We start from the raw sequence: 18,939 nt of genomic DNA on the forward strand, positions 1-18,939 counted from the left end.
CTAATTTAGGGGAGGTAAAAGCAAAAAATGCTCAAATAGTGAGAAAAACCGATTGGACAAGGTTAAAAGTCATTTTCTGTTCAAATTGCTGTTGATTAGCAGTCTAAACTTGATAGCTGGTGCGACTATTTCACCTGCTATGGCGCAAGTGGAATCTTTTTTCACTGACGCCGAGATACTCAAAGACAAGGCTGTTGTGGCTCAAATGCCAGCGGTGAGTCAGTTTTCGGATGTACAACCGACAGATTGGGCGTTTTCGGCGCTGCGATCGCTGATTGAGCAATATGGAATCATTTCGGGTTATCCTGATGGTACATTTCGCGGTAATCGGGCAATTAGCAGATATGAATTTGCTGCTGGGTTAAATGCAGTTCTGGAGCAAATTAATCGACTTGTGGCTGAGGGGAAAGCAGATGCTCTTTCCCAAGATGACTTAACAGTATTACAGCGAGTCCAAGAATAATTTGCTGCGGAATTAAGTACTTTGCAAGCGCAAATTGATTTGTTAGAAAGTCGCTCGACAGAATTAGCAGCTAATCAATTCTCAACAACCACAAGACTATCAGGTCAAGTAATCTTCGCGGCGAATATAGGGGGATTTACAGGCGATCGCATTATCGCTCCTAGAGGCGCTCTCATCAGCGAAAATGACCCAAATGCAACTTTAATTTACAGAGTTTCTCTCAATTTAAATACCAGTTTCACAGGTAAAGATTTATTGCAAGTCCGCTTAATAACTGGTAGCGACGGTGCGGATGATAACGCGGGTGGTTTTTTAGAACCTAACCTAGGAAGCACTTTAGAATTTTCAATTCCCGGTAGAGATAACCAATTGAGTGTTGCGCGTCTTTATTACACCTGGCCTGTATCTCCAGATTTGAGTGTGACTATCGGCCCTTCCATGACAGCACCGGATTTTGTGGACAAAAATCGCTATGCAAATATCAGTTTTCTCGATTTTTTCACTCAAGCTTTTGTGAATAATTTTATCCTGTTTCCTAGAGGTAGAGGTGCAGGAGGGGCGATCGCTTGGAATCCAGGTGGCGGATCTGTACATCTACGAGCAGTATACATCGCCGGCGATGGCGAAAATGCTTTACCAGAGAATGCACAAGTTTTTGGTGGTGGTAGACCTGAAGATATCCGACTATTTCCTATTGGTGGTGGTGCGAAAGGGGGCTTATTTGGCGACCCTTACCAAGGAATAGTGGAATTAGAATACGCACCGAGTCGTACCTCATCTGTGCGTTTGCAGTATGGTAGTGGTAAAATTTTCGGCAGCGATTTTGATGTTTTTGGGATTAATTTTGATGTCGCATTAAGCGATCGCTTTGGTGTATTCGGACGCTACGGCTATGGTTTTTATCCCAATACCACAGTGGGGGATATTAATTCCCATTATTGGATGGCTGGGTTAGCATTTCCTAATTTATTTGTGAAAAGAGCGATCGCTGGTATTGCCATTGGTCAACCGTTTATCGCTGATACTGTGGGCAATGTTAGTCAGACTAATTTTGAAGCTTTCTATAATTTTCCCCTCAGCGACCAAATCCGCATCACTCCCTTAATACAAGTTATTACTAATCCCGGCAATCAAGACTCAAATGGTGCTATATTTAGTGGGACAATGCGAATGGTATTGTCATTTTAATCGCCATTCGTCAAATAATTTGGGATTACCGATGGATTTGAGATCAATCCTCTTGATTGTTAAGCTAACAGAGCGATCGCATGATGGCGCAGATGATCGGCGATAAAACTGGAAATAAAATAATAACTATGGTCATAACCTGATTGATAACGCAAATTTAGCGGTTGATTCACCTCTGCACAAGCTTGTGCAAACACCTCTGGTAGTAGTTGGGTTGCTAAAAATTTATCTGCAGTTCCTTGATCAATTAAAATCTGACTGTGATATCCCAATTGTTTGACCAATTCACTAGCATCATAAGCACTCCAAGCAGCTTGGTCATTTCCTAAATAGCGACTGAAAGCCTTTTGACCCCAAGGACAACGCATAGGTGCAACAATAGGAGCAAAAGCAGAAACTGATTTATATAGTTGTGGGTTTCTCATCGCACAGACAAGCGCTCCATGTCCACCCATAGAATGACCGAAAATACCTTGATTTTCCGGTTGTGTAGGAAAATTTTCGGTAATCAAAGCAGGTAATTCACGGACAACGTAACTATACATTTGGTAATGCTGACACCAGGGTTCCGTTGTCGCATCCACATAAAAACCTGCGCCCGTACCAAAATCCGATTCCTCATCCTCACCAGCAATACCTGTATTCCGAGGGCTAGTATCTGGTGCGACTAGCATCAACCCATATTCAGCCGCCCAAGAGAGTGCTCCCGCTTTGACGATAAAATTTTCTTCAGTGCATGTCAAACCAGAGAGAAAATAGAGCACAGGTACAGGTTTTTGAGTGACTTGCGGTGGTTGATAAACAGCAAAGCGCATCTCACCGTTACATGTAGTGGCAGCGTGGGAATAAAAACCGATTTTACCACCAAAGCATTGAGATTCTGAGATCAAGTTAAGATTCTTCATTGATGCCATGAGATAGTGTACCTGGATAAAAGCGATCGCTGAAGATGTCTGCTAATGAGTATAAACATAGCTGAGGAAAAAATGATAGAGGTAGGTTTGTTTCTCCTGATGCTAAATCTCTCCCGTTTTCGTAAGCTTCAGTGAGTGTTGTTGCTAAGTCAGACTGCAAACTAGGATTTTCATTCAGCAGTTTTAAAGTTTCCCGTCGCTGGATACGAATCGTCGCTAACCAACTCCGAGAACGCTTTTCTGGTTGATATTCCCACTTCAGCAAATGTCCAATTAATATGCTCAGGCGATTTCGCAATTCTTGGCGTTCGTTTCTACCCAAAGATGCAATTTCCTCAATTAAATTAGACAAATCAAGCTGATACCATTGTTGATGACGTAGTAGGTTTACTTGTTGCTCAGTCCAAGCATAAAAGTCAGTTTCATAGAGATTTGGCGCTGTTTGTCCAGTTGGCGGCGTCTGCATGGTGGAAACTTGGTAAGCTTTTCTCAATTCTAAGGTTAAATCTGCGTTAGTTGATCGAAAATCAATCTTACAGTCAGGCAGAACTTGCCAAGCGGATTTTTAAATATTTTGCTCGACTGTATGAAAAATATGATTTACCAATTTATCCGGTGGTGATTTTCTCTTTTGATGAACCGAAACGCCCTGAATCTAGTAATCATGCGGTGCAGTTTTCTGATTTGAATGTACTGGATTTTAACTTTAAGGCGATTCAGTTAAATCAGTTGAGTTGGCGGGATTATTTAACGCAACAAAACCCGGTTGCGGCTGCTCTGATGGCGAAAATGAATATTCCTACATCAGAACGTCCCCAGGTAAAGGCGGAATGTTTACGGTTGTTAATTACTTTAAAATTAGACCCGGCACGGATGCAATTGATTTCTGGGTTTGTGGATGTGTATTTAAATTTGAATGCAGCAGAGGAAGAAGTTTTTCAAAACACGGCCGATAGAATGGGATTATTGCAGGAGGAGAAATATATGGAAATTGTTACCAGTTGGGAAAGAAAAGGTCGTCAGGAAGGTCGTCAGGAAGGTCGTCAGGAAGGTCGTCAGGAAGGTCTTCAAGAAGAACGACGCACTGGGATTACTAAGCTGCTTAAGTTACGATTTGGAGAAGTAGACGAGCAATTACAGGCGATTATTCCCCAGTTAATGGAGTTATCTGCTGATGAATATATGGATTTAATTTATCAAGCTACTCGTGAGGCGTTATTATCGCAGTTTCAAAGATAACTGTTTTTTATACTGAGTTTATTAAGCAAAATAAAGTTGATTTACGTTTCTTTTTTTACGTTTTAAAGCGCTCTCGTCTTAAACGTTGGACAATAACTACGTCTATTCCTGGACTCAATAGAGATGACTTTTATGCTACAGAAATCCCCCTTCCTCCACTAGAAGAACAGCGTCGCATTGCTGCGATTCTCGATCGCGCTGATGCTGTTCGCCGGAAACGCAAAGAAGCGATCGCCCTCACAGAAGAATTACTGCGATCGGCTTTCTTAAACCTTGTCGGCTCAGAACATTCTAATTATCATCAGTGGACAGAAGTATCTTTAAGTGAACTTGCATTGCCTAAAAAGGGTTCTATGAGAACAGGCCCTTTTGGAAGTACGTTATTGTACCGCTATTGTGCAAATGTCACCACACTGCGAATAGATTCCCCTTTGTGCATCAATTCAAAAGCATGGTTAATCTGCTCAATGGGCATGACATGGGTAATCAAATCATCAATATTGATTTTACCGTCCATGTACCAATCGACAATTTTTGGCACATCTGTACGTCCCCTGGCGCCACCGAAGGCTGAACCTTTCCAAACGCGCCCAGTTACAAGTTGAAAAGGACGGGTACTAATTTCCTGTCCAGCCGCAGCTACACCGATAATTATGCTCACACCCCAGCCTTTATGGCAACACTCCAGCGCTTGACGCATCACATTCACATTCCCGATACATTCAAAGCTGTAATCAGCACCGCCATCGGTTAAATTCACTAAGTAAGGAACTAAATCACTCCCAACTTCTTGAGGATTGACAAAATGCGTCATGCCAAACTTTTCAGCCAGAGCGCGCTTGCTGGGATTAATATCTACCCCGACAATTTTGTTAGCTCCTACCATTTTCGCCCCTTGGATGACATTAAGACCAATCCCACCCAAACCAAAAACTACGACATTTGCTCCTGGTTCGACTTTGGCTGTATTAATAACTGCACCGATACCAGTGGTGACACCGCAACCAATGTAACAAACCTTATCAAAAGGGGCATCTTCTCGAATTTTGGCTACAGCAATTTCTGGTAACACCGTATAGTTAGAGAAGGTGGATGTACCCATATAATGATGTATCATCTCTCCACCAATACTAAAACGGCTTGTGCCATTAGGCATCACACCTCGTCCTTGGGTGAGGCGAATTGCTTGACAAAGATTGGTTTTTAAGCTAAGGCAATATTTACACTGGCGACATTCTGGGGTGTAGAGAGGAATTACATGATCTCCTGGTTTGACGCTGGTGACACCAGCACCTACTTCGACCACGACACCAGCGCCTTCGTGTCCTAAAATTGCGGGAAACAAACCTTCAGGATCTGCACCAGAGAGGGTGTAAGCATCGGTATGACACACTCCACTGGCTTTGATCTCGACTAATACTTCTCCTGCTTCTGGCCCTGATAGTTGCACAGTTTCCAGAGTCAAAGGTTTACCCGCGCCGTAAGCTACTGCTGCTTTAACTTCCACTCGTCAGTTCTCCTCAATTGGGGGTGAGTGATTAGGGATTAGGAATTAGGGGATTACCAATAACAAAATAAAGTATAGTGCTGTTTTGTTAAAATGACATTCTCTAGTTAGATTGTTAAAGGCGGCGATCGCTGTTTTGGCAACTATTCAAAATATGGTGTCAGCAGCAATTCCCCTGATCAGAGTTTATCAACCCTCAGTTAATCTGTTTGACCACAGCCTATGAATCCTGCCCTAACTAAAATCGGCGCTCAAATGTCCAACCTGACTGGCGTGCGAGCGATTATGAAAGATATTATTGAAACTCTCAAGGCTGGGGCTGGGCAGCAATTTATTAATTTGAGTGCGGGAAATCCGTTAATTTTACCAGAAGTAGAGCAGTTGTGGCGAGATTGCACGGCAGAACTTTTAGCGAGTTCAGAATATGGCGAGGTGGTTTGTCGCTATGGTTCTAGTCAAGGTTACGGGCCGTTTATTGAAGCGATCGCTAATGATTTTAATCGTCGCTATGAGTTAAATTTAACTGAGCGTAATATTTTAGTCACCCCCGGTAGTCAAACTCTCTATTTTTACGCAGCCAATGCTTTCGGCGGTTACACTAGCAGTGGCGAACTCAGACAAATTATCTTACCTTTGAGTCCTGACTACACTGGATATGGTGGCGTCAGCTTAGTCCCAGAAGCATTAGTAGCGTATAAACCATTTTTAGATATTGACGCAGCGGCGCATAGATTCAAATACCGTCCTGATTTTAGCCAAGTATCGATTACAGAAACCACTGGATGTGTTTTATTTTCTCGTCCTTGTAACCCGACCGGCAATGTCCTCACTGATGATGAAGTGCAAAAAATCGCTTCCCTTGCGGCTGCAGAAAATGTCCCAGTGTTAATTGATTCTGCCTATGCTCCGCCTTTCCCCGCTTTAAATTTTACAGATATGAACTTGATATTTCAAGAGAATATCATTCACTGCACAAGTTTATCCAAAGCGGGATTACCAGGAGAACGCATCGGCATTGCGATTGGTCATCAAAAATTCATTGAAGGGCTGGAATTTTTCCAAGCAAATGCAAGTATCCATTCGTCGCGTTATGGACAAGCGATCGCCGCTCGCGCTATCAACTCCGGTGCTCTAGGAGAAATTTCTGAAAAAGTTATTCGCCCATTCTACCAAAATAAGTTTGCTGTTCTCGAACAAAGTTTAACAGCAGCCATGCCTAAAGATTTACCTTGGTTCCTCCATCGCGGTGAGGGGGCGATATTCGCTTGGTTGTGGTTACAAGATTTACCCATCACTGACTGGGAATTCTACCAAGAACTAAAGCAGGTAGGTGTCATTGTTGTCCCCGGTAGTACCTTCTTCCCCGGTTTACAAGATGAATGGTCACACAAACATCAATGCTTACGCATCAGCTTGACTGGTAGCGATCAAGAAATTGCTACAGGAATGCAGCGTTTAGCCAAGGTTGCGGAACAAGTATATCAGCGTGCAACTGTAATGGGAAAATAACAAATAATCAATCACAAATGCCCAAAGACCAATTAGATGACTGGCTAGAAATCGGTAAAATTGTCTCAGCGCAAGGATTATCTGGAGAAGTGCGAGTTTATCCAGACTCGGATTTTCCAGAACGATTTGAGGTTCCCGGAAAGCGCTGGTTGTTGCGTCCTGGTGCGACGGAACCCGAACCAATCGAATTAATCAGCGGTCGTTATCTTGACGGCAAAAACTTGTATGTGCTTAAACTAGCGGGTGTGAGCGATCGCACTGAAGCTGAAAGTCTGCGCGGCTCTAAGTTAATGGTAGCAGCCAGCGATCGCCCTCAATTAGCCGAGGGTGAATATTATATCCCAGATTTAATCGGTTTGCAAGTCTATCTGCAAGCATCAGGCGAACTCGTGGGTACGGTGGTAGATGTGTTTCCCGCAGGTCATGATTTACTGGAAGTGGAATTAGAGTCGGCGTTTGCTGGCGACAAAAAACAAAAAACAGTTTTGATTCCCTTTGTAGAAGCGATCGCACCTGTAGTAGATTTACAAAATCGGCGTGTGGAAATTGCGCCACCACCAGGGTTATTAGAAATTAATGATTAGGCGATCGTCCCTCAACCCCAGTGTTAAAATCCAGGCAAAACTAGAAATTAGCGTTTTATCTTTAGTTCATCTCCTAACCTATTCGGATTTAAATCACCTGAATTTTTCTCATATTTCCCTACAAAATTCGTCATAGGTCAGATGACACTCTTTGTGTAGTCAAGTAAACTTGCGTACTGATGAATCTGTCAATACCCTGTTGTCACGGAGTTTTCTATGACCATTACAGCTACTCCACAAACAAAGCCGCTCACAGACGAAGAATTATATCAAATCAACGCTTACTGGCGCGCGGCGAACTACCTTTCTGTAGGACAAATATATCTGCTCGATAATCCCCTCCTCAAAGAACCGCTGAAAATAGAACACATCAAACCCAGGCTTTTAGGTCATTGGGGAACCACACCAGGACTAAATTTAATTTATGTCCACCTCAATCGGGTGATCAAAAAGTATGATTTGAATACCATCTACATTGCTGGGCCTGGTCATGGCGGCCCGGGACTCGTCGCCAACACCTACTTAGAAGGAACTTACAGCGAATATTACCCCAATATTTCCCAAGATACTGAGGGGATGGGAAAACTTTTCAAACAATTCTCTTTCCCTGGTGGTATTCCGAGCCACGCAGCACCAGAAACCCCTGGCTCTATCCACGAAGGTGGCGAACTGGGTTACGCTCTTGTCCATGCTTACGGTGCTGCTTTCGATAATCCTGATTTAATTGTCGCTGCTGTTGTTGGTGATGGTGAAGCGGAAACCGGCGCTTTAGCTGCTAGTTGGCACTCTAACAAGTTTCTTAACCCTGTCCATGATGGTGCGGTACTCCCCATATTACACCTCAATGGTTATAAAATTGCTAACCCGACTTTGCTCTCACGGTTGAGCCATGAAGAGTTAGAAAGTTTATTTGTGGGTTATGGCTATAAACCTTATTTTGTTGAAGGTTCCGACCCCGCAGATGTCCATCAACAATTAGCCGCCGTTTTAGACACAGTAATTGTAGAAATTCAAGGAATCCAAAGAGAAGCCCGTGTCCACGGTTTCACCGCACGTCCTCGCTGGCCGATGATTGTGCTCAGAACCCCCAAAGGTTGGACAGGGCCGAAGGAAGTGGATGGTAAAAAAACTGAAGATTATTGGCGATCGCACCAAGTACCTTTTGGTAATATATCTGGTCAGCCAGAACATCTCAAGCTTTTAGAAGAATGGCTCAAAAGTTATAAACCAGAAGAACTCTTCGACGCCCAAGGTCAACTGATACCAGAACTAGCACAACTAGCGCCCCAAGGCAAGCGTCGCATGGGAGATAATCCCCACGCCAACGGTGGTATTCTGTTGCGGGATTTGAAAATGCCAGATTTTCAAGAATATGCGATCGATGTCACCCATCCAGGGACAATGTTTGCAGAAGCCACCAAAGTTACGGGAAAATTCCTGCGAGATGTGATGAAACTCAACCAGGAAAGCCGCAACTTCCGCATTGTCGGCCCCGATGAAACGGTATCAAATCGCCTCGATGCTGTATTAGAAGCCACAGAGAGGACTTGGGTAGCTCAAATACTCCCAGAAGATGATCATTTATCACCCGATGGGCGCGTCATGGAAATCCTCAGCGAAACTAGCTGTCAAGGATGGTTGGAAGGCTACTTGCTCACAGGTCGTCACGGTTTATTCTCCTGTTATGAAGCCTTTATCCACATCATTGATTCTATGTTCAACCAACACGCCAAATGGTTGAAAACTACCTTAGATATACCTTGGCGCCGACCAATTGCATCTCTTAACTACCTCCTCACCTCCCATGTTTGGCGACAAGACCACAACGGCTTCTCCCACCAAGACCCAGGTTTCATTGATCATGTAGCCAATAAGAAGTCAGAAATTATTCGGGTGTATCTTCCCCCCGACGCCAATACCCTACTATCAGTCACAGACCACTGTCTGAGAAGTCGCCACTACGTTAACGTCATCGTTGCCGGCAAGCAACCAGCACTACAATATCTCGATATGGATGCCGCCATCAAACACTGTACCAAAGGCATCGGTATTTGGGAATGGGCGAGCAACGACCAAAATGGTGAACCTGATGTCATCCTCGGTTGCGCTGGGGATATTCCCACTTTAGAAACCTTAGCCGCTGTAGACATCTTGCGTCAGCACTTCCCAGATTTGAAGGTGCGAGTAGTCAACGTTGTCGATTTAATGACATTGCAACCAAATACCGAACATCCCCACGGTTTAAGTAGCAAAGACTTTGATACCATTTTCACCATCGACAAACCGATTATCTTCGCCTTTCATGGCTACCCCTGGTTAATCCATCGCCTCACCTATCGCCACACAAACCACAATAACTTGCATGTGCGCGGTTACAAAGAAGAGGGAACTACCACCACCCCCTTTGATATGGTTGTCCTCAACGACCTCGACCGCTTCCACTTGGTGATGGACGTTATTGATCGCGTACCTAAATTAGGATATAGAGCCGCTTATGTCAAGCAGAAACTGCAAGACAAGCTGATTGAGCATAAGCACTACATCGCTGAGTATGGCGAAGATATGCCAGAAATTCGTGACTGGAAGTGGCCTTATTAACTACTTGCTAATTAGACATCTCCAGAAATTAATTCTGCGTTACCCAAGAAGGTTGTAGAGACGCGAAGTTTCGCGTCTCTACAATAAATCGCTATTTTGAAAAAAAAGACTAAATCCTAGATTTCGCTATCCCAGATTCCACAATCAGGATTCAGCCCCGGCGGCACAAAAGGTTTATTGCCGTTTTGTAAGTGATGATAATTATAACACAATTTTATTGAAACTTACTAGCAATTTTTGAATTAAATATTTATAGCAATTAGAGATAAATCAATAAATAATAGGCGATTTAGAGCTTTCATGAGTCTTAAAACCCTGTCTTTACAAAATTTTACATAAATTAAGTGATAAAGACTTGCAATAACTCTGGTAGGATATTTTCAATACTTCTTGAGATATATATTCAATAAATTGCTCATATATCTCACCACTTGCAAAAATTTATTAGAGGTGATGCCGTGACAACCATGGCTATGGAAACGCCAACATCAATACCCTGGTGGTCAGGGAACGCCCGCTTAACAAACCTCTCAGGGCGACTTTTAGGTGCTCATGTCGCCCATGCAGGATTAATTGTGCTGTGGGCGGGAGCTACCACCTTATTTGAAATTGCCCACTTCAACAGCGCACAACCGATGTACACACAGGGGCTGATTCTCCTACCCCACCTAGCAACTCTCGGTTGGGGTGTGGGTAGCGGTGGACAGGTAGTAGATACCTATCCCTACTTTGTTATCGGTGTGTTGCATCTCATTAGCTCTGCTTTTCTAGGTTTGGGCGGCATTTTTCATGCCTTACGCGGGCCAGCCAACTTAGAAGAGAAGTTTTCTTTCTTTGGCTACCGTTGGCAAGATGCCAATAAAATGACCACAATCTTAGGTATTCACCTAGTTTTATTAGGCTTGGGAGCAGGCTTGCTAGTTGCGAAAGCGATATTTTTTGGCGGCTTGTATGACACCACTATTGGTGAGGTGCGAGTAATTTCTCACCCGACATTGAACCCTGGCATCATTTTTGGCTATTTATTTGGTGGGAATAAATACTGGATTGCGGGAGTCAACAACCTAGAAGATGTGGTTGGTGGTCATATTTGGGTCAGTCTCGTGTGCATTGGCGGCGGTATCTGGCATATTGTGAGTCAACCTTTCGAGTTTGCCAAACGCCTATTTGTCTGGTCTGGAGAAGCTTACTTGTCATACAGCTTGGGTGCTTTGGCTTTAATGAGTTGGATTGCAGCTTATTATGTCAGCGTCAACACCCTAGTCTATCCTGTAGAGTTTTACGGACCGGCATTAAGTATTGAATTTGACCGCTTTCCTTACTTTCAGAGTGGAGATATATTATCCGCTCGTGTTTGGCTAGCAAATGCTCACTTTTGGTTGGGCTTCTTCTTCCTTCAAGGACATCTTTGGCACGCATTAAGGGCTGCAGGCTTTGACTTCCGCCTTGGTCAAGTCGTGCATTCAACTCGCGGCGAGGTAATGTAACAATGGCGACTGCAACTATCACGACAACACCCCAGGAATTTGGTTGGTGGGCAGGTAATGCAAGATTTATCAACCTGTCTGGTAAGCTACTCGGTGCTCATGTTGCCCATGCAGGATTAATTGTCCTCTGGGCGGGTGCAATGACTTTATTTGAAATCACTCAATATCACCCCTCCCAACCAATGTACGCGCAGGGGTTAATTTTGCTACCTCATTTAGCAACGCTAGGATTTGGCGTGGGGGACGGGGGACAAATTGTTGATACCTATCCCTATTTCGTCATCGGCATTTTACATTTAGTCAGTTCCGCTGTCCTCGGTGCTGGTGGGATTTATCATGGGCTTTTAGGGCCAGATATATTGCCACAAAAACCGACTTTTCTCGGCTCCTTCGGTTACGACTGGCAAGATAAAGACAAAATGACTACCATCATTGGTATTCATCTAGTGCTGTTGGGGTTAGGAGCTTGGTTGCTGGTAGGGAAGGCGATGTTTTGGGGTGGTCTTTATGACCCTGCAACCGCAAGCGTCAGGGAAATTACTGAACCGACCTTTAACTCGATTCGCGTATTTAGCTATCTCTTCGGCGCCTTTGGCAAACAAGGGATGGCTGCAGTTAATAACCTAGAAGATGTTGTTGGTGGTCATATCTGGGTAGGCTTAATCTGCGTTGCTGGGGGGTTATGGCACATATTCACCGAGCCTTTTGAGTGGGCAAAACGGATACTCATTTGGTCTGGTGAAGCTTATTTATCCTACAGCTTGGGTGCCCTAGCTTATATGGGCGTTTTAGCGGCTTATTTTGTGGCTGTAAATGATACCGTTTACCCTGAGGTTTTCTACGCCCCAGTGGGAATAGGTACTACGGCTGGGGGTGTCATTACATCTCGCACTTGGCTAGCAACTAGTCACTTAGCGCTGGCAGTCGTCTTTTTAGCTGGTCATATCTGGCACGCTGTCCGTGCCCGTGCGATCGCTGCAGGAATAGATTTTCAGCAAGGAGTCGTCAAGTATGCATCTGTACCTGAAATTGGTAATCTTGAGACTCCCATCAATGCTTCAGTTTTAACCCAAGTATGGGTGCAAAATCTGCCAATTTACCGTCAAGGTTTATCTCCTTGGAGACGAGGACTGGAAATTGGGATGGCACACGGTTACTTTCTGTTAGGCCCGTTTGTCAAACTAGGGCCATTACGAGATACAGAATGGGCAAACTTAGTGGGACTTTCTGCCACAATTGGTTTGTTATTTATTTTGTCAGTTTGTTTATTAATCTATACTGGTGCATCTTTCCAAGAGGGAAAACGAGTGCAAGGTGAGTTACCAGCCAACATGAAAACAGCTAAATCTTGGGGCGAATTTAATATTGGATGGACGATAGGTAGTTGCGGTGGCGCAGTATTTGCTTTCCTATTGTTAACCAATAGCAGCTTGTTTTTTTAACAGTAATTACGCGACTGGTACACAAATCTTTTGTTATGGGAGTCAATTTATTTAGGATTGACCCCGACCAATTTAAGTACGAAAGTTGAAGTATGAAATTACCTCACCTATAAAGCTAACTTCATCCTTCATCCTTTACACTTCACACTTCATCCTTCATCTGGTGTTAATATGTCTAAAAACATTGGCTTGTTCTACGGAACTCAAACTGGCAAAACTGAATCGGCTGCAGAAATCATTCGGGATGAATTCGGCGGCGAAGTGGTGACTTTAATCGATATTTCTCAAGCAGATACCAACGATTTTGAGGAGTATGAATTATTGATTATCGGCTCTCCTACTTGGAATATTGGTGAACTGCAAAGCGACTGGGAAGGGTTTTTTCCTGACTTGGATGAAATTAATTTTTCTGGTAAATTAGTTGCTTATTTTGGCACTGGTGATCAACTAGGTTATGGCGATAACTTCCAAGATGCGATGGGAATTTTGGAAGCAAAGATTTCTCAGCGAGGCGGTAAGACTGTCGGTTATTGGTCAACTGATGGTTATGATTTTAGCAACTCTAGAGGGGTGAAAAACGGTAAGTTTGTTGGGTTAGCTCTGGATGAAGATAATCAATCAGATTTGACAGATGAGCGCATTAAAACTTGGGTTGCTCAGTTAAAAAAAGAGTTTGGTTTGTAGAACGTTCTCGGTAGTAATTTATCAAGTTTGAGTTATGGGTTAGCTCATAACTCAAAGTTTCTCAGTCATAATTTATGAGTATGATGGTTATTTATGTGTGATGCATTTGATTTGCTTTGGTTGAGTGCTAGCCATAGTCTGCAGCGTTTTGATCAACCATTGTTGAAATATTTGGCTAAGTTTGTCAGGGTGGCTCAGTGGGAATATCAACAAGATAAAGATGAGGCTAGTTGTATAGATAATGCTGTGGATTTGTTGTCTGAGTTTGTGGAAAGTTGTTCTGGGCCTTTACATTTAGCTGGTCATGGAGTAGGTGGTGCGATCGCTCTAATTTTTGCCCGTCGCTATCCGCAAAAAGTGCGATCGCTCACTCTCCTAGCTGTAGCAACTCAACCTGCAAATACTTGGCAAGCTCATTATTATGTGCAACGGCAACTTTTTACTATCAGTCGGGAACAAGTTTTAGCTAGCAATGTTCGTAGTTTATTCGGCAATCAACCGCCGCATATAACTAAAAAGTTAGTCACGGCGCTACAGCGAGATTTAGAGCAATCTCCTTGCCAACATTCGCTATTTAAGTTAATTCATTTACCCAAAGGTGGAGTTTCTATGCCCATGCTGGTATGTGGAAGTAAGACTGACCCAGTAGTTAATTCACCTGCTTTAGAGGATTGGCTAAATTGGTTGAAACCAGAAGATAATATTTGGCAGTGTGCTAAAGGATATCATTTTTTTCATTACTTCTATCCTCAGCAGGTTGGTGAACAAATTTTGCGGTTTTTGTTAAATCAAAATACCCAATTATTTGCTGAGTCTGTACTGTCTTCTAATTAAATTTCGCTATTTTAGTTTGTCATTATCCATCCGCCAATTAGACCCCTAACTATTAGTTATTGGGTCGCATTTTGGCATGTTTAATTTTGATAATTACCCAGAAAATATTAATTATTAAAATTTGTAAATATATCAACTATTTAAGAATAACTTTCAATAAAGTAAATGCAGATGCTCAATAATTGATGACTACAGTCAACGATTAAGGAAATTTTTCTGGTCTCAATCACTGCTTTTCCCGCTAATTACCTAGAAATCTCCTCATTGTCATCACAAATTATTGAGTGTTTTTTTCAATAACTTAACCATCTAAACAATGCAGACATACGGTAACTCCAACGTCAAATATGATTGGTGGGTTGGTAACGCCCGCTTCGTCAAACTCTCAGGCTTATTTATCGGCGCCCATGTAGCACAAGCCGCACTGACAACTCTCTGGGCCGGAGCGTTCACATGGTTTGAACTCTCTCGCTACAACCCCGACCTCCCCATGGGTGAACAGGGACTGATTTTGCTACCCCATCTAGCCACTTTGGGCTTTGGTGTGGGAACAGGTGGTCAAATAGTCAATACTTACCCCTATTTCGTCATTGGTGCTCTACACTTAATTTCTTCAGCAGTATTGGGCGCGGGAGCACTTTTTCACACCTTCAAAGCGCCGAAAAACTTGAAGGACGCTTCTGGTAGAGCGCGTAAATTTCATTTTGAATGGGACGACCCGAAAAAACTCGGTTTTATTTTGGGACATCACCTACTTTTCTTAGGTGTTGGAGCCTTACTGTTGGTAGGGAAAGCTATGTTTTGGGGCGGATTGTACGACTCCACAATTCATGAAGTCCGAGCTGTCACCGACCCAACCCTCAACCCATTAGTGATTTATGGCTATCAAACCCACTTTGCTAGTGTTAACAACCTAGAAGATTTAGTCGGTGGTCATATCTATGTGGGTTTAATACTAATTGGTGGCGGTATTTGGCACATTCTGATAGAGCCGTTACCCTGGGCGAAAAAGCTTTTAATCTTCTCCGGTGAAGCTATTCTTTCTTACTCATTAGGTGGGATTGCGTTAGCAGGATTTGTCGCAGCTTACTTTTGTGCCGTGAATACTTTAGCTTATCCCGTAGAATTTTACGGACAAACATTAGAACTAAAATTTGGTGTTTGTCCTTATTTTGCTGACACAGTGAAGTTAGCAAATGGTGCTTATAGTTCCAGAGCTTGGTTAGCAAATGCTCACTTTTTCCTCGCATTTTTCTTCTTGCAAGGTCATTTGTGGCACGCACTACGAGCTATTGGTGTTGACTTTAGCCAAATAGAAAGAGCACTAAATACCATCAGTAGCGAATCATAAACAAAGCGGGGAATTAGGGGAAAAATTTTACTCAATTCCCCATCCCCCACTTCGCATTTTTATAGAGAGGGTCTGAAATTGTGGCAGTTTCTACTGATAGAAGTTTAGCAGCAGATACGAATTTATCGTGGTTAGTTGGTAATGCGCGATTAACTGATTTATCTGGTCAATTATTAGGCGCGCACATAGCCCATGCAGGCTTGATTATGTTTTGGGCGGGAGCAACCACCATCACCGAAGTAACGCGCTTTATCCCTGGCGTTCCTATGTATGAACAAAGATTGACTTTGTTACCTCATTTAGCAACTCTGGGTTGGGGTGTTGGTGTGGGTGGTGAAGTGGTCGATACCTATTCCTATTTTGTAATTGGGATATTGCATTTAGTCGCTTCTGCTGTATTAGGTGCAGGGGGACTTTTTCATGTCTTTCGTGCTCCAGCAGTTTTATATAATGCTGGTGGTTGGGTATCAAAATTTCACTATGAATGGAATGACCCAAAGCAATTGAGTTTAATCCTAGGTCATCATTTGATTATTCTCGGTTTAGGTGCATTTTTGCTAGTTCTAAAAGCAATGACTTTCGGCGGTATTTATGACACTCATTTAGGTGATGTCCGCCTCGTAACTAGCCCAAATTTAAACCCAGCTACAATATTTGGCTATTTAGTAGGGATAAAAGATGGTAGCTGGAATCTTTTAGGAATAGCAAGTGTTGATAACTTAGAAGATGTCATCGGCGGTCACATTTGGATTAGCTTTATCCTGATTGCGGGAGGAATTTGGCATATTGCGGTTAAGCCTTTTGCATGGGTACACAAACTATTACCGATGACAAATGGCGAAGCTATTCTTTCTTATAGTTTGTTGGGTTTAGCGTTGATAGCTTTTATTTCATCTGCCTTTGTTGGGTATAACACAACTGTTTACCCCAAAGAGTTTTATGGTTCAGAACGCCAAGCATTAGCAAGTATTCAGTTCTTTTTGGGTGTGTTAGCGTTCCTAGGATATGTTTGGCATTCTTGGCGTTCTCGCCAAGCATATAGTTAATGCGTTTTCGCTCAATTCAAGCTAAGTAATGTCTCATACCTGTAGTTAATTACTAATTCGTAATTACGAGAGATACAGAACTAAATCTGATGATATTTAAGAATTGGGAATTTATTTAACTACAGGTATTCATCCGAGATTTTTTGGTAGGAATCAATTATGCTGGCTAAAATCTTTTGCTTTTTATTTGCTTGGACAAGTGCAGTTTTCTTGATTTGGAGTATTTGGTTAACCCTGAAAAAGGGAATAAATCATGTAAAAAAACTACATCAAATACCCTGTCATGCTTGCGAATTTTTTACGAATGACTATCGGCTAAAATGTACGGTACACCCAATCAAAGCTTGTTCAGAGCAAGCAATTAACTGTATTGATTTTGAGCCGAAAACTGCTGCTTGTAATGCTTGTCAGAAAGGTCGGCGTAAGCTTTGTTAACTTGTTGGACTGTAGGAGCACTCAGTAATATCGTTATTTTTATAGATATAAATACTTATGAATCAGCAATCTAATTTCCTATCTGAAGTGTGTGATTTTCTATATCCTCGCAATCCATATTATGGGCAGTTTAAGCCGGAGTATTTGACATTTAATGCTAATCTCCAAGATTTCTCACAAAGGGTAAGTTACATTTGTAATCTCCAGACCGGCGGTAAACTTTCTCCGGAAGAGGCTTACAAACAAATTCACCTGCTTTGGAAGCAGTTAAAAGTAGCTAAAAAAGAATTGAGAATGCGCCTAGAAGATAGCTAAGGAGTATTTTGGTGAAGATAAAAACCTCGGAATCCGGCTCAGTTAAAGATATTTGTCAAAATTGTGAACCTGTGGAGCCGAAGCAAAAGCAACACCTCTACATTTTCACCGGATAATTTAGTGGTGATTTGAACCAGAGCACATTCCACCATAACCTTCTTCTCTCCAACAGTGCAATTCTTAAAAGATGCCAAGCAAAAATGCTTTAGCCGACTGGGGCTGTCAGGATCTATAAAGTAAAGAGTAAAAAGCAATCCGTTTGACTTTTACCTTTCTCCTTTTGTTCACATTCCCACAACAGGAGGTTTAATCTTGACGAAGTTGAAAGTTGGCATTAATGGATTTGGTCGGATTGGGCGACTTGTGCTTCGCGCTGGCCTCAATAACCCCAATGTTGAGTTTGTGGGGATTAATGACTTAGTACCGCCAGATAACTTGGCTTATCTTTTAAAGTACGACTCGACCCACGGTAAATTAAAAACTGAGGTTGTAGCCAAAGATGACGGTATTTTGATTGATGGGCATTTTATCCCTTGTGTGTCGGTACGGAATCCGGCAGAATTACCTTGGGGACAATTGGGCGCTGATTATGTTGTAGAATCTACGGGACTTTTCACGGGAGAAGAAGGAGCTGCGAATCACTTGAAAGCAGGTGCGAAGCGAGTGATAATTTCTGCGCCTACTAAAGACCCTGATAAAATTCCTACTTTGTTGATGGGTGTCAATCATGATCTTTTTGATCCCCGCAAAGATGCAATTGTTTCTAATGCAAGCTGTACAACTAATTGTTTAGCACCCATAGCTAAGGTCATCAATGACAACTTTGGCTTGACTGAAGGGTTGATGACCACTGTACACGCGATGACTGCTACCCAGCCTACTGTAGATGGCCCTAGTAAAAAAGATTGGCGGGGTGGTCGGGGTGCATCTCAAAATATTATTCCTTCCTCTACAGGGGCTGCTAAGGCTGTGGCGCTGGTTTTACCTGAATTGAAGGGTAAGTTAACTGGTATGGCTTTCCGTGTGCCTACTCCTGATGTGTCTGTGGTTGATTTAACTTTTAAAACTGCTAAAGCCACTAGCTATAAAGATATTTGTGCAGCGATGAAAACGGCTGCGTCTGGCGCTCTAGCAGGTATTCTAGGTTACACAGAAGATGAGGTGGTTTCTACTGATTTTCAGGGTGATACCCACTCTAGTATCTTTGATGCGGGTGCGGGAATTGAACTAAATGCCAACTTCTTCAAAGTGGTTGCTTGGTATGACAATGAATGGGGCTACTCAAATCGAGTGGTTGATTTAATGTTATCGATGGCACAGAAGGAGAAATTGTAAGGGGTATG

At 42.8% G+C, this 18,939-nt stretch carries 16 protein-coding genes and 2 pseudogenes; 15 read left to right on the forward strand and 3 right to left on the reverse strand.

All coding sequences use genetic code 11. The features are described from left to right. Nucleotides 1-205 precede the first annotated feature (205 nt). Nucleotides 206-1,651 (forward strand): annotated as a pseudogene (locus tag MIC7126_RS0103800) (iron uptake porin). Between the two features lie 59 nt (nucleotides 1,652-1,710). Here MIC7126_RS0103800 and fghA read toward each other — a convergent pair. Both fghA and MIC7126_RS0103810 read right to left on the reverse strand, forming a co-directional pair. Further along, entirely contained in the window at nucleotides 1,711-2,556 is an 846-nt protein-coding gene (gene fghA / locus MIC7126_RS0103805; RefSeq protein ID WP_017651793.1) for an S-formylglutathione hydrolase, read from the reverse strand. Beyond that, complete coding sequence (locus tag MIC7126_RS0103810; protein WP_017651794.1) at nucleotides 2,543-3,031, reverse strand: DUF29 domain-containing protein; 489 nt, start codon at nucleotides 3,029-3,031, stop codon at nucleotides 2,543-2,545. Before MIC7126_RS0103810 ends, fghA begins: the two co-directional genes overlap by 14 nt. A gap of 50 nt (nucleotides 3,032-3,081) precedes the next feature. Here MIC7126_RS0103810 and MIC7126_RS27080 point away from each other — a divergent pair, with 50 nt between their 5' ends. Both MIC7126_RS27080 and MIC7126_RS32395 read left to right on the forward strand, forming a co-directional pair. After that, on the forward strand, nucleotides 3,082-3,804 hold the full coding sequence (locus MIC7126_RS27080; RefSeq protein ID WP_017651795.1) for an RpnC/YadD family protein: 723 nt from the start codon (nucleotides 3,082-3,084) through the stop codon (nucleotides 3,802-3,804). A gap of 20 nt (nucleotides 3,805-3,824) precedes the next feature. Beyond that, nucleotides 3,825-4,019 (forward strand): annotated as a pseudogene (locus MIC7126_RS32395) (restriction endonuclease subunit S); the annotation flags it as partial. A 176-nt stretch (nucleotides 4,020-4,195) separates the two neighbouring features. Here MIC7126_RS32395 and MIC7126_RS0103820 read toward each other — a convergent pair. Further along, nucleotides 4,196-5,311: an S-(hydroxymethyl)glutathione dehydrogenase/class III alcohol dehydrogenase gene (locus MIC7126_RS0103820; RefSeq protein WP_017651796.1), complete on the reverse strand. Its 1,116-nt coding sequence runs from the start codon at nucleotides 5,309-5,311 to the stop codon at nucleotides 4,196-4,198. A 222-nt stretch (nucleotides 5,312-5,533) separates the two neighbouring features. On the opposite strand from MIC7126_RS0103820, the gene MIC7126_RS0103825 reads away from it, so the two are divergent. From MIC7126_RS0103825 to gap, 12 genes are all read left to right on the forward strand, one after another. Further along, nucleotides 5,534-6,820 (forward strand): valine--pyruvate transaminase, encoded by a 1,287-nt coding sequence (locus tag MIC7126_RS0103825; protein ID WP_017651797.1) that lies wholly within the window; start codon nucleotides 5,534-5,536, stop codon nucleotides 6,818-6,820. Continuing rightward, on the forward strand, nucleotides 6,817-7,404 hold the full coding sequence (gene rimM, locus MIC7126_RS0103830; protein ID WP_238553685.1) for a ribosome maturation factor RimM: 588 nt from the start codon (nucleotides 6,817-6,819) through the stop codon (nucleotides 7,402-7,404). Before MIC7126_RS0103825 ends, rimM begins: the two co-directional genes overlap by 4 nt. 216 nt (nucleotides 7,405-7,620) lie before the next feature. Then, entirely contained in the window at nucleotides 7,621-10,002 is a 2,382-nt protein-coding gene (locus tag MIC7126_RS0103835) for a phosphoketolase family protein (protein ID WP_017651799.1), read from the forward strand. 467 nt (nucleotides 10,003-10,469) lie between these two features. Continuing rightward, nucleotides 10,470-11,489, forward strand: coding sequence for a chlorophyll a/b binding light-harvesting protein (locus tag MIC7126_RS0103840; RefSeq protein ID WP_017651800.1), 1,020 nt, complete (start codon nucleotides 10,470-10,472; stop codon nucleotides 11,487-11,489). Nucleotides 11,490-11,491: 2 nt separating this feature from the next. Then, nucleotides 11,492-12,931 (forward strand): chlorophyll a/b binding light-harvesting protein, encoded by a 1,440-nt coding sequence (locus tag MIC7126_RS0103845; RefSeq protein ID WP_017651801.1) that lies wholly within the window; start codon nucleotides 11,492-11,494, stop codon nucleotides 12,929-12,931. A gap of 171 nt (nucleotides 12,932-13,102) precedes the next feature. Beyond that, entirely contained in the window at nucleotides 13,103-13,615 is a 513-nt protein-coding gene (gene fldA, locus MIC7126_RS0103850; RefSeq protein WP_017651802.1) for a flavodoxin FldA, read from the forward strand. A 93-nt stretch (nucleotides 13,616-13,708) separates the two neighbouring features. Further along, complete coding sequence (locus tag MIC7126_RS0103855) at nucleotides 13,709-14,449, forward strand: alpha/beta hydrolase (protein ID WP_017651803.1); 741 nt, start codon at nucleotides 13,709-13,711, stop codon at nucleotides 14,447-14,449. Nucleotides 14,450-14,765: 316 nt separating this feature from the next. Next, the gene (locus tag MIC7126_RS0103860; RefSeq protein WP_017651804.1) at nucleotides 14,766-15,800 is read left to right on the forward strand and encodes a chlorophyll a/b binding light-harvesting protein; all 1,035 of its coding nucleotides are present in this window, start codon (nucleotides 14,766-14,768) and stop codon (nucleotides 15,798-15,800) included. An 80-nt stretch (nucleotides 15,801-15,880) separates the two neighbouring features. Then, nucleotides 15,881-16,846: a chlorophyll a/b binding light-harvesting protein gene (locus MIC7126_RS0103865; RefSeq protein ID WP_017651805.1), complete on the forward strand. Its 966-nt coding sequence runs from the start codon at nucleotides 15,881-15,883 to the stop codon at nucleotides 16,844-16,846. Nucleotides 16,847-17,005: 159 nt separating this feature from the next. After that, a complete protein-coding gene (locus MIC7126_RS0103870; protein WP_017651806.1) occupies nucleotides 17,006-17,281 on the forward strand; it encodes a hypothetical protein in 276 nt (91 codons plus the stop codon). 57 nt (nucleotides 17,282-17,338) lie between these two features. Further along, a complete protein-coding gene (locus tag MIC7126_RS0103875; protein ID WP_017651807.1) occupies nucleotides 17,339-17,596 on the forward strand; it encodes a DUF7219 family protein in 258 nt (85 codons plus the stop codon). Between the two features lie 312 nt (nucleotides 17,597-17,908). After that, nucleotides 17,909-18,931 (forward strand): type I glyceraldehyde-3-phosphate dehydrogenase, encoded by a 1,023-nt coding sequence (gap, locus tag MIC7126_RS0103880; protein WP_026100017.1) that lies wholly within the window; start codon nucleotides 17,909-17,911, stop codon nucleotides 18,929-18,931. The last annotated feature ends 8 nt before the right edge of the window (nucleotides 18,932-18,939 follow it).

Origin of the sequence: Fortiea contorta PCC 7126 (genome assembly GCF_000332295.1) — a bacterium.
In the GTDB taxonomy this organism is placed as follows: Bacteria; Cyanobacteriota; Cyanobacteriia; order Cyanobacteriales; family Nostocaceae; genus Fortiea; species Fortiea contorta.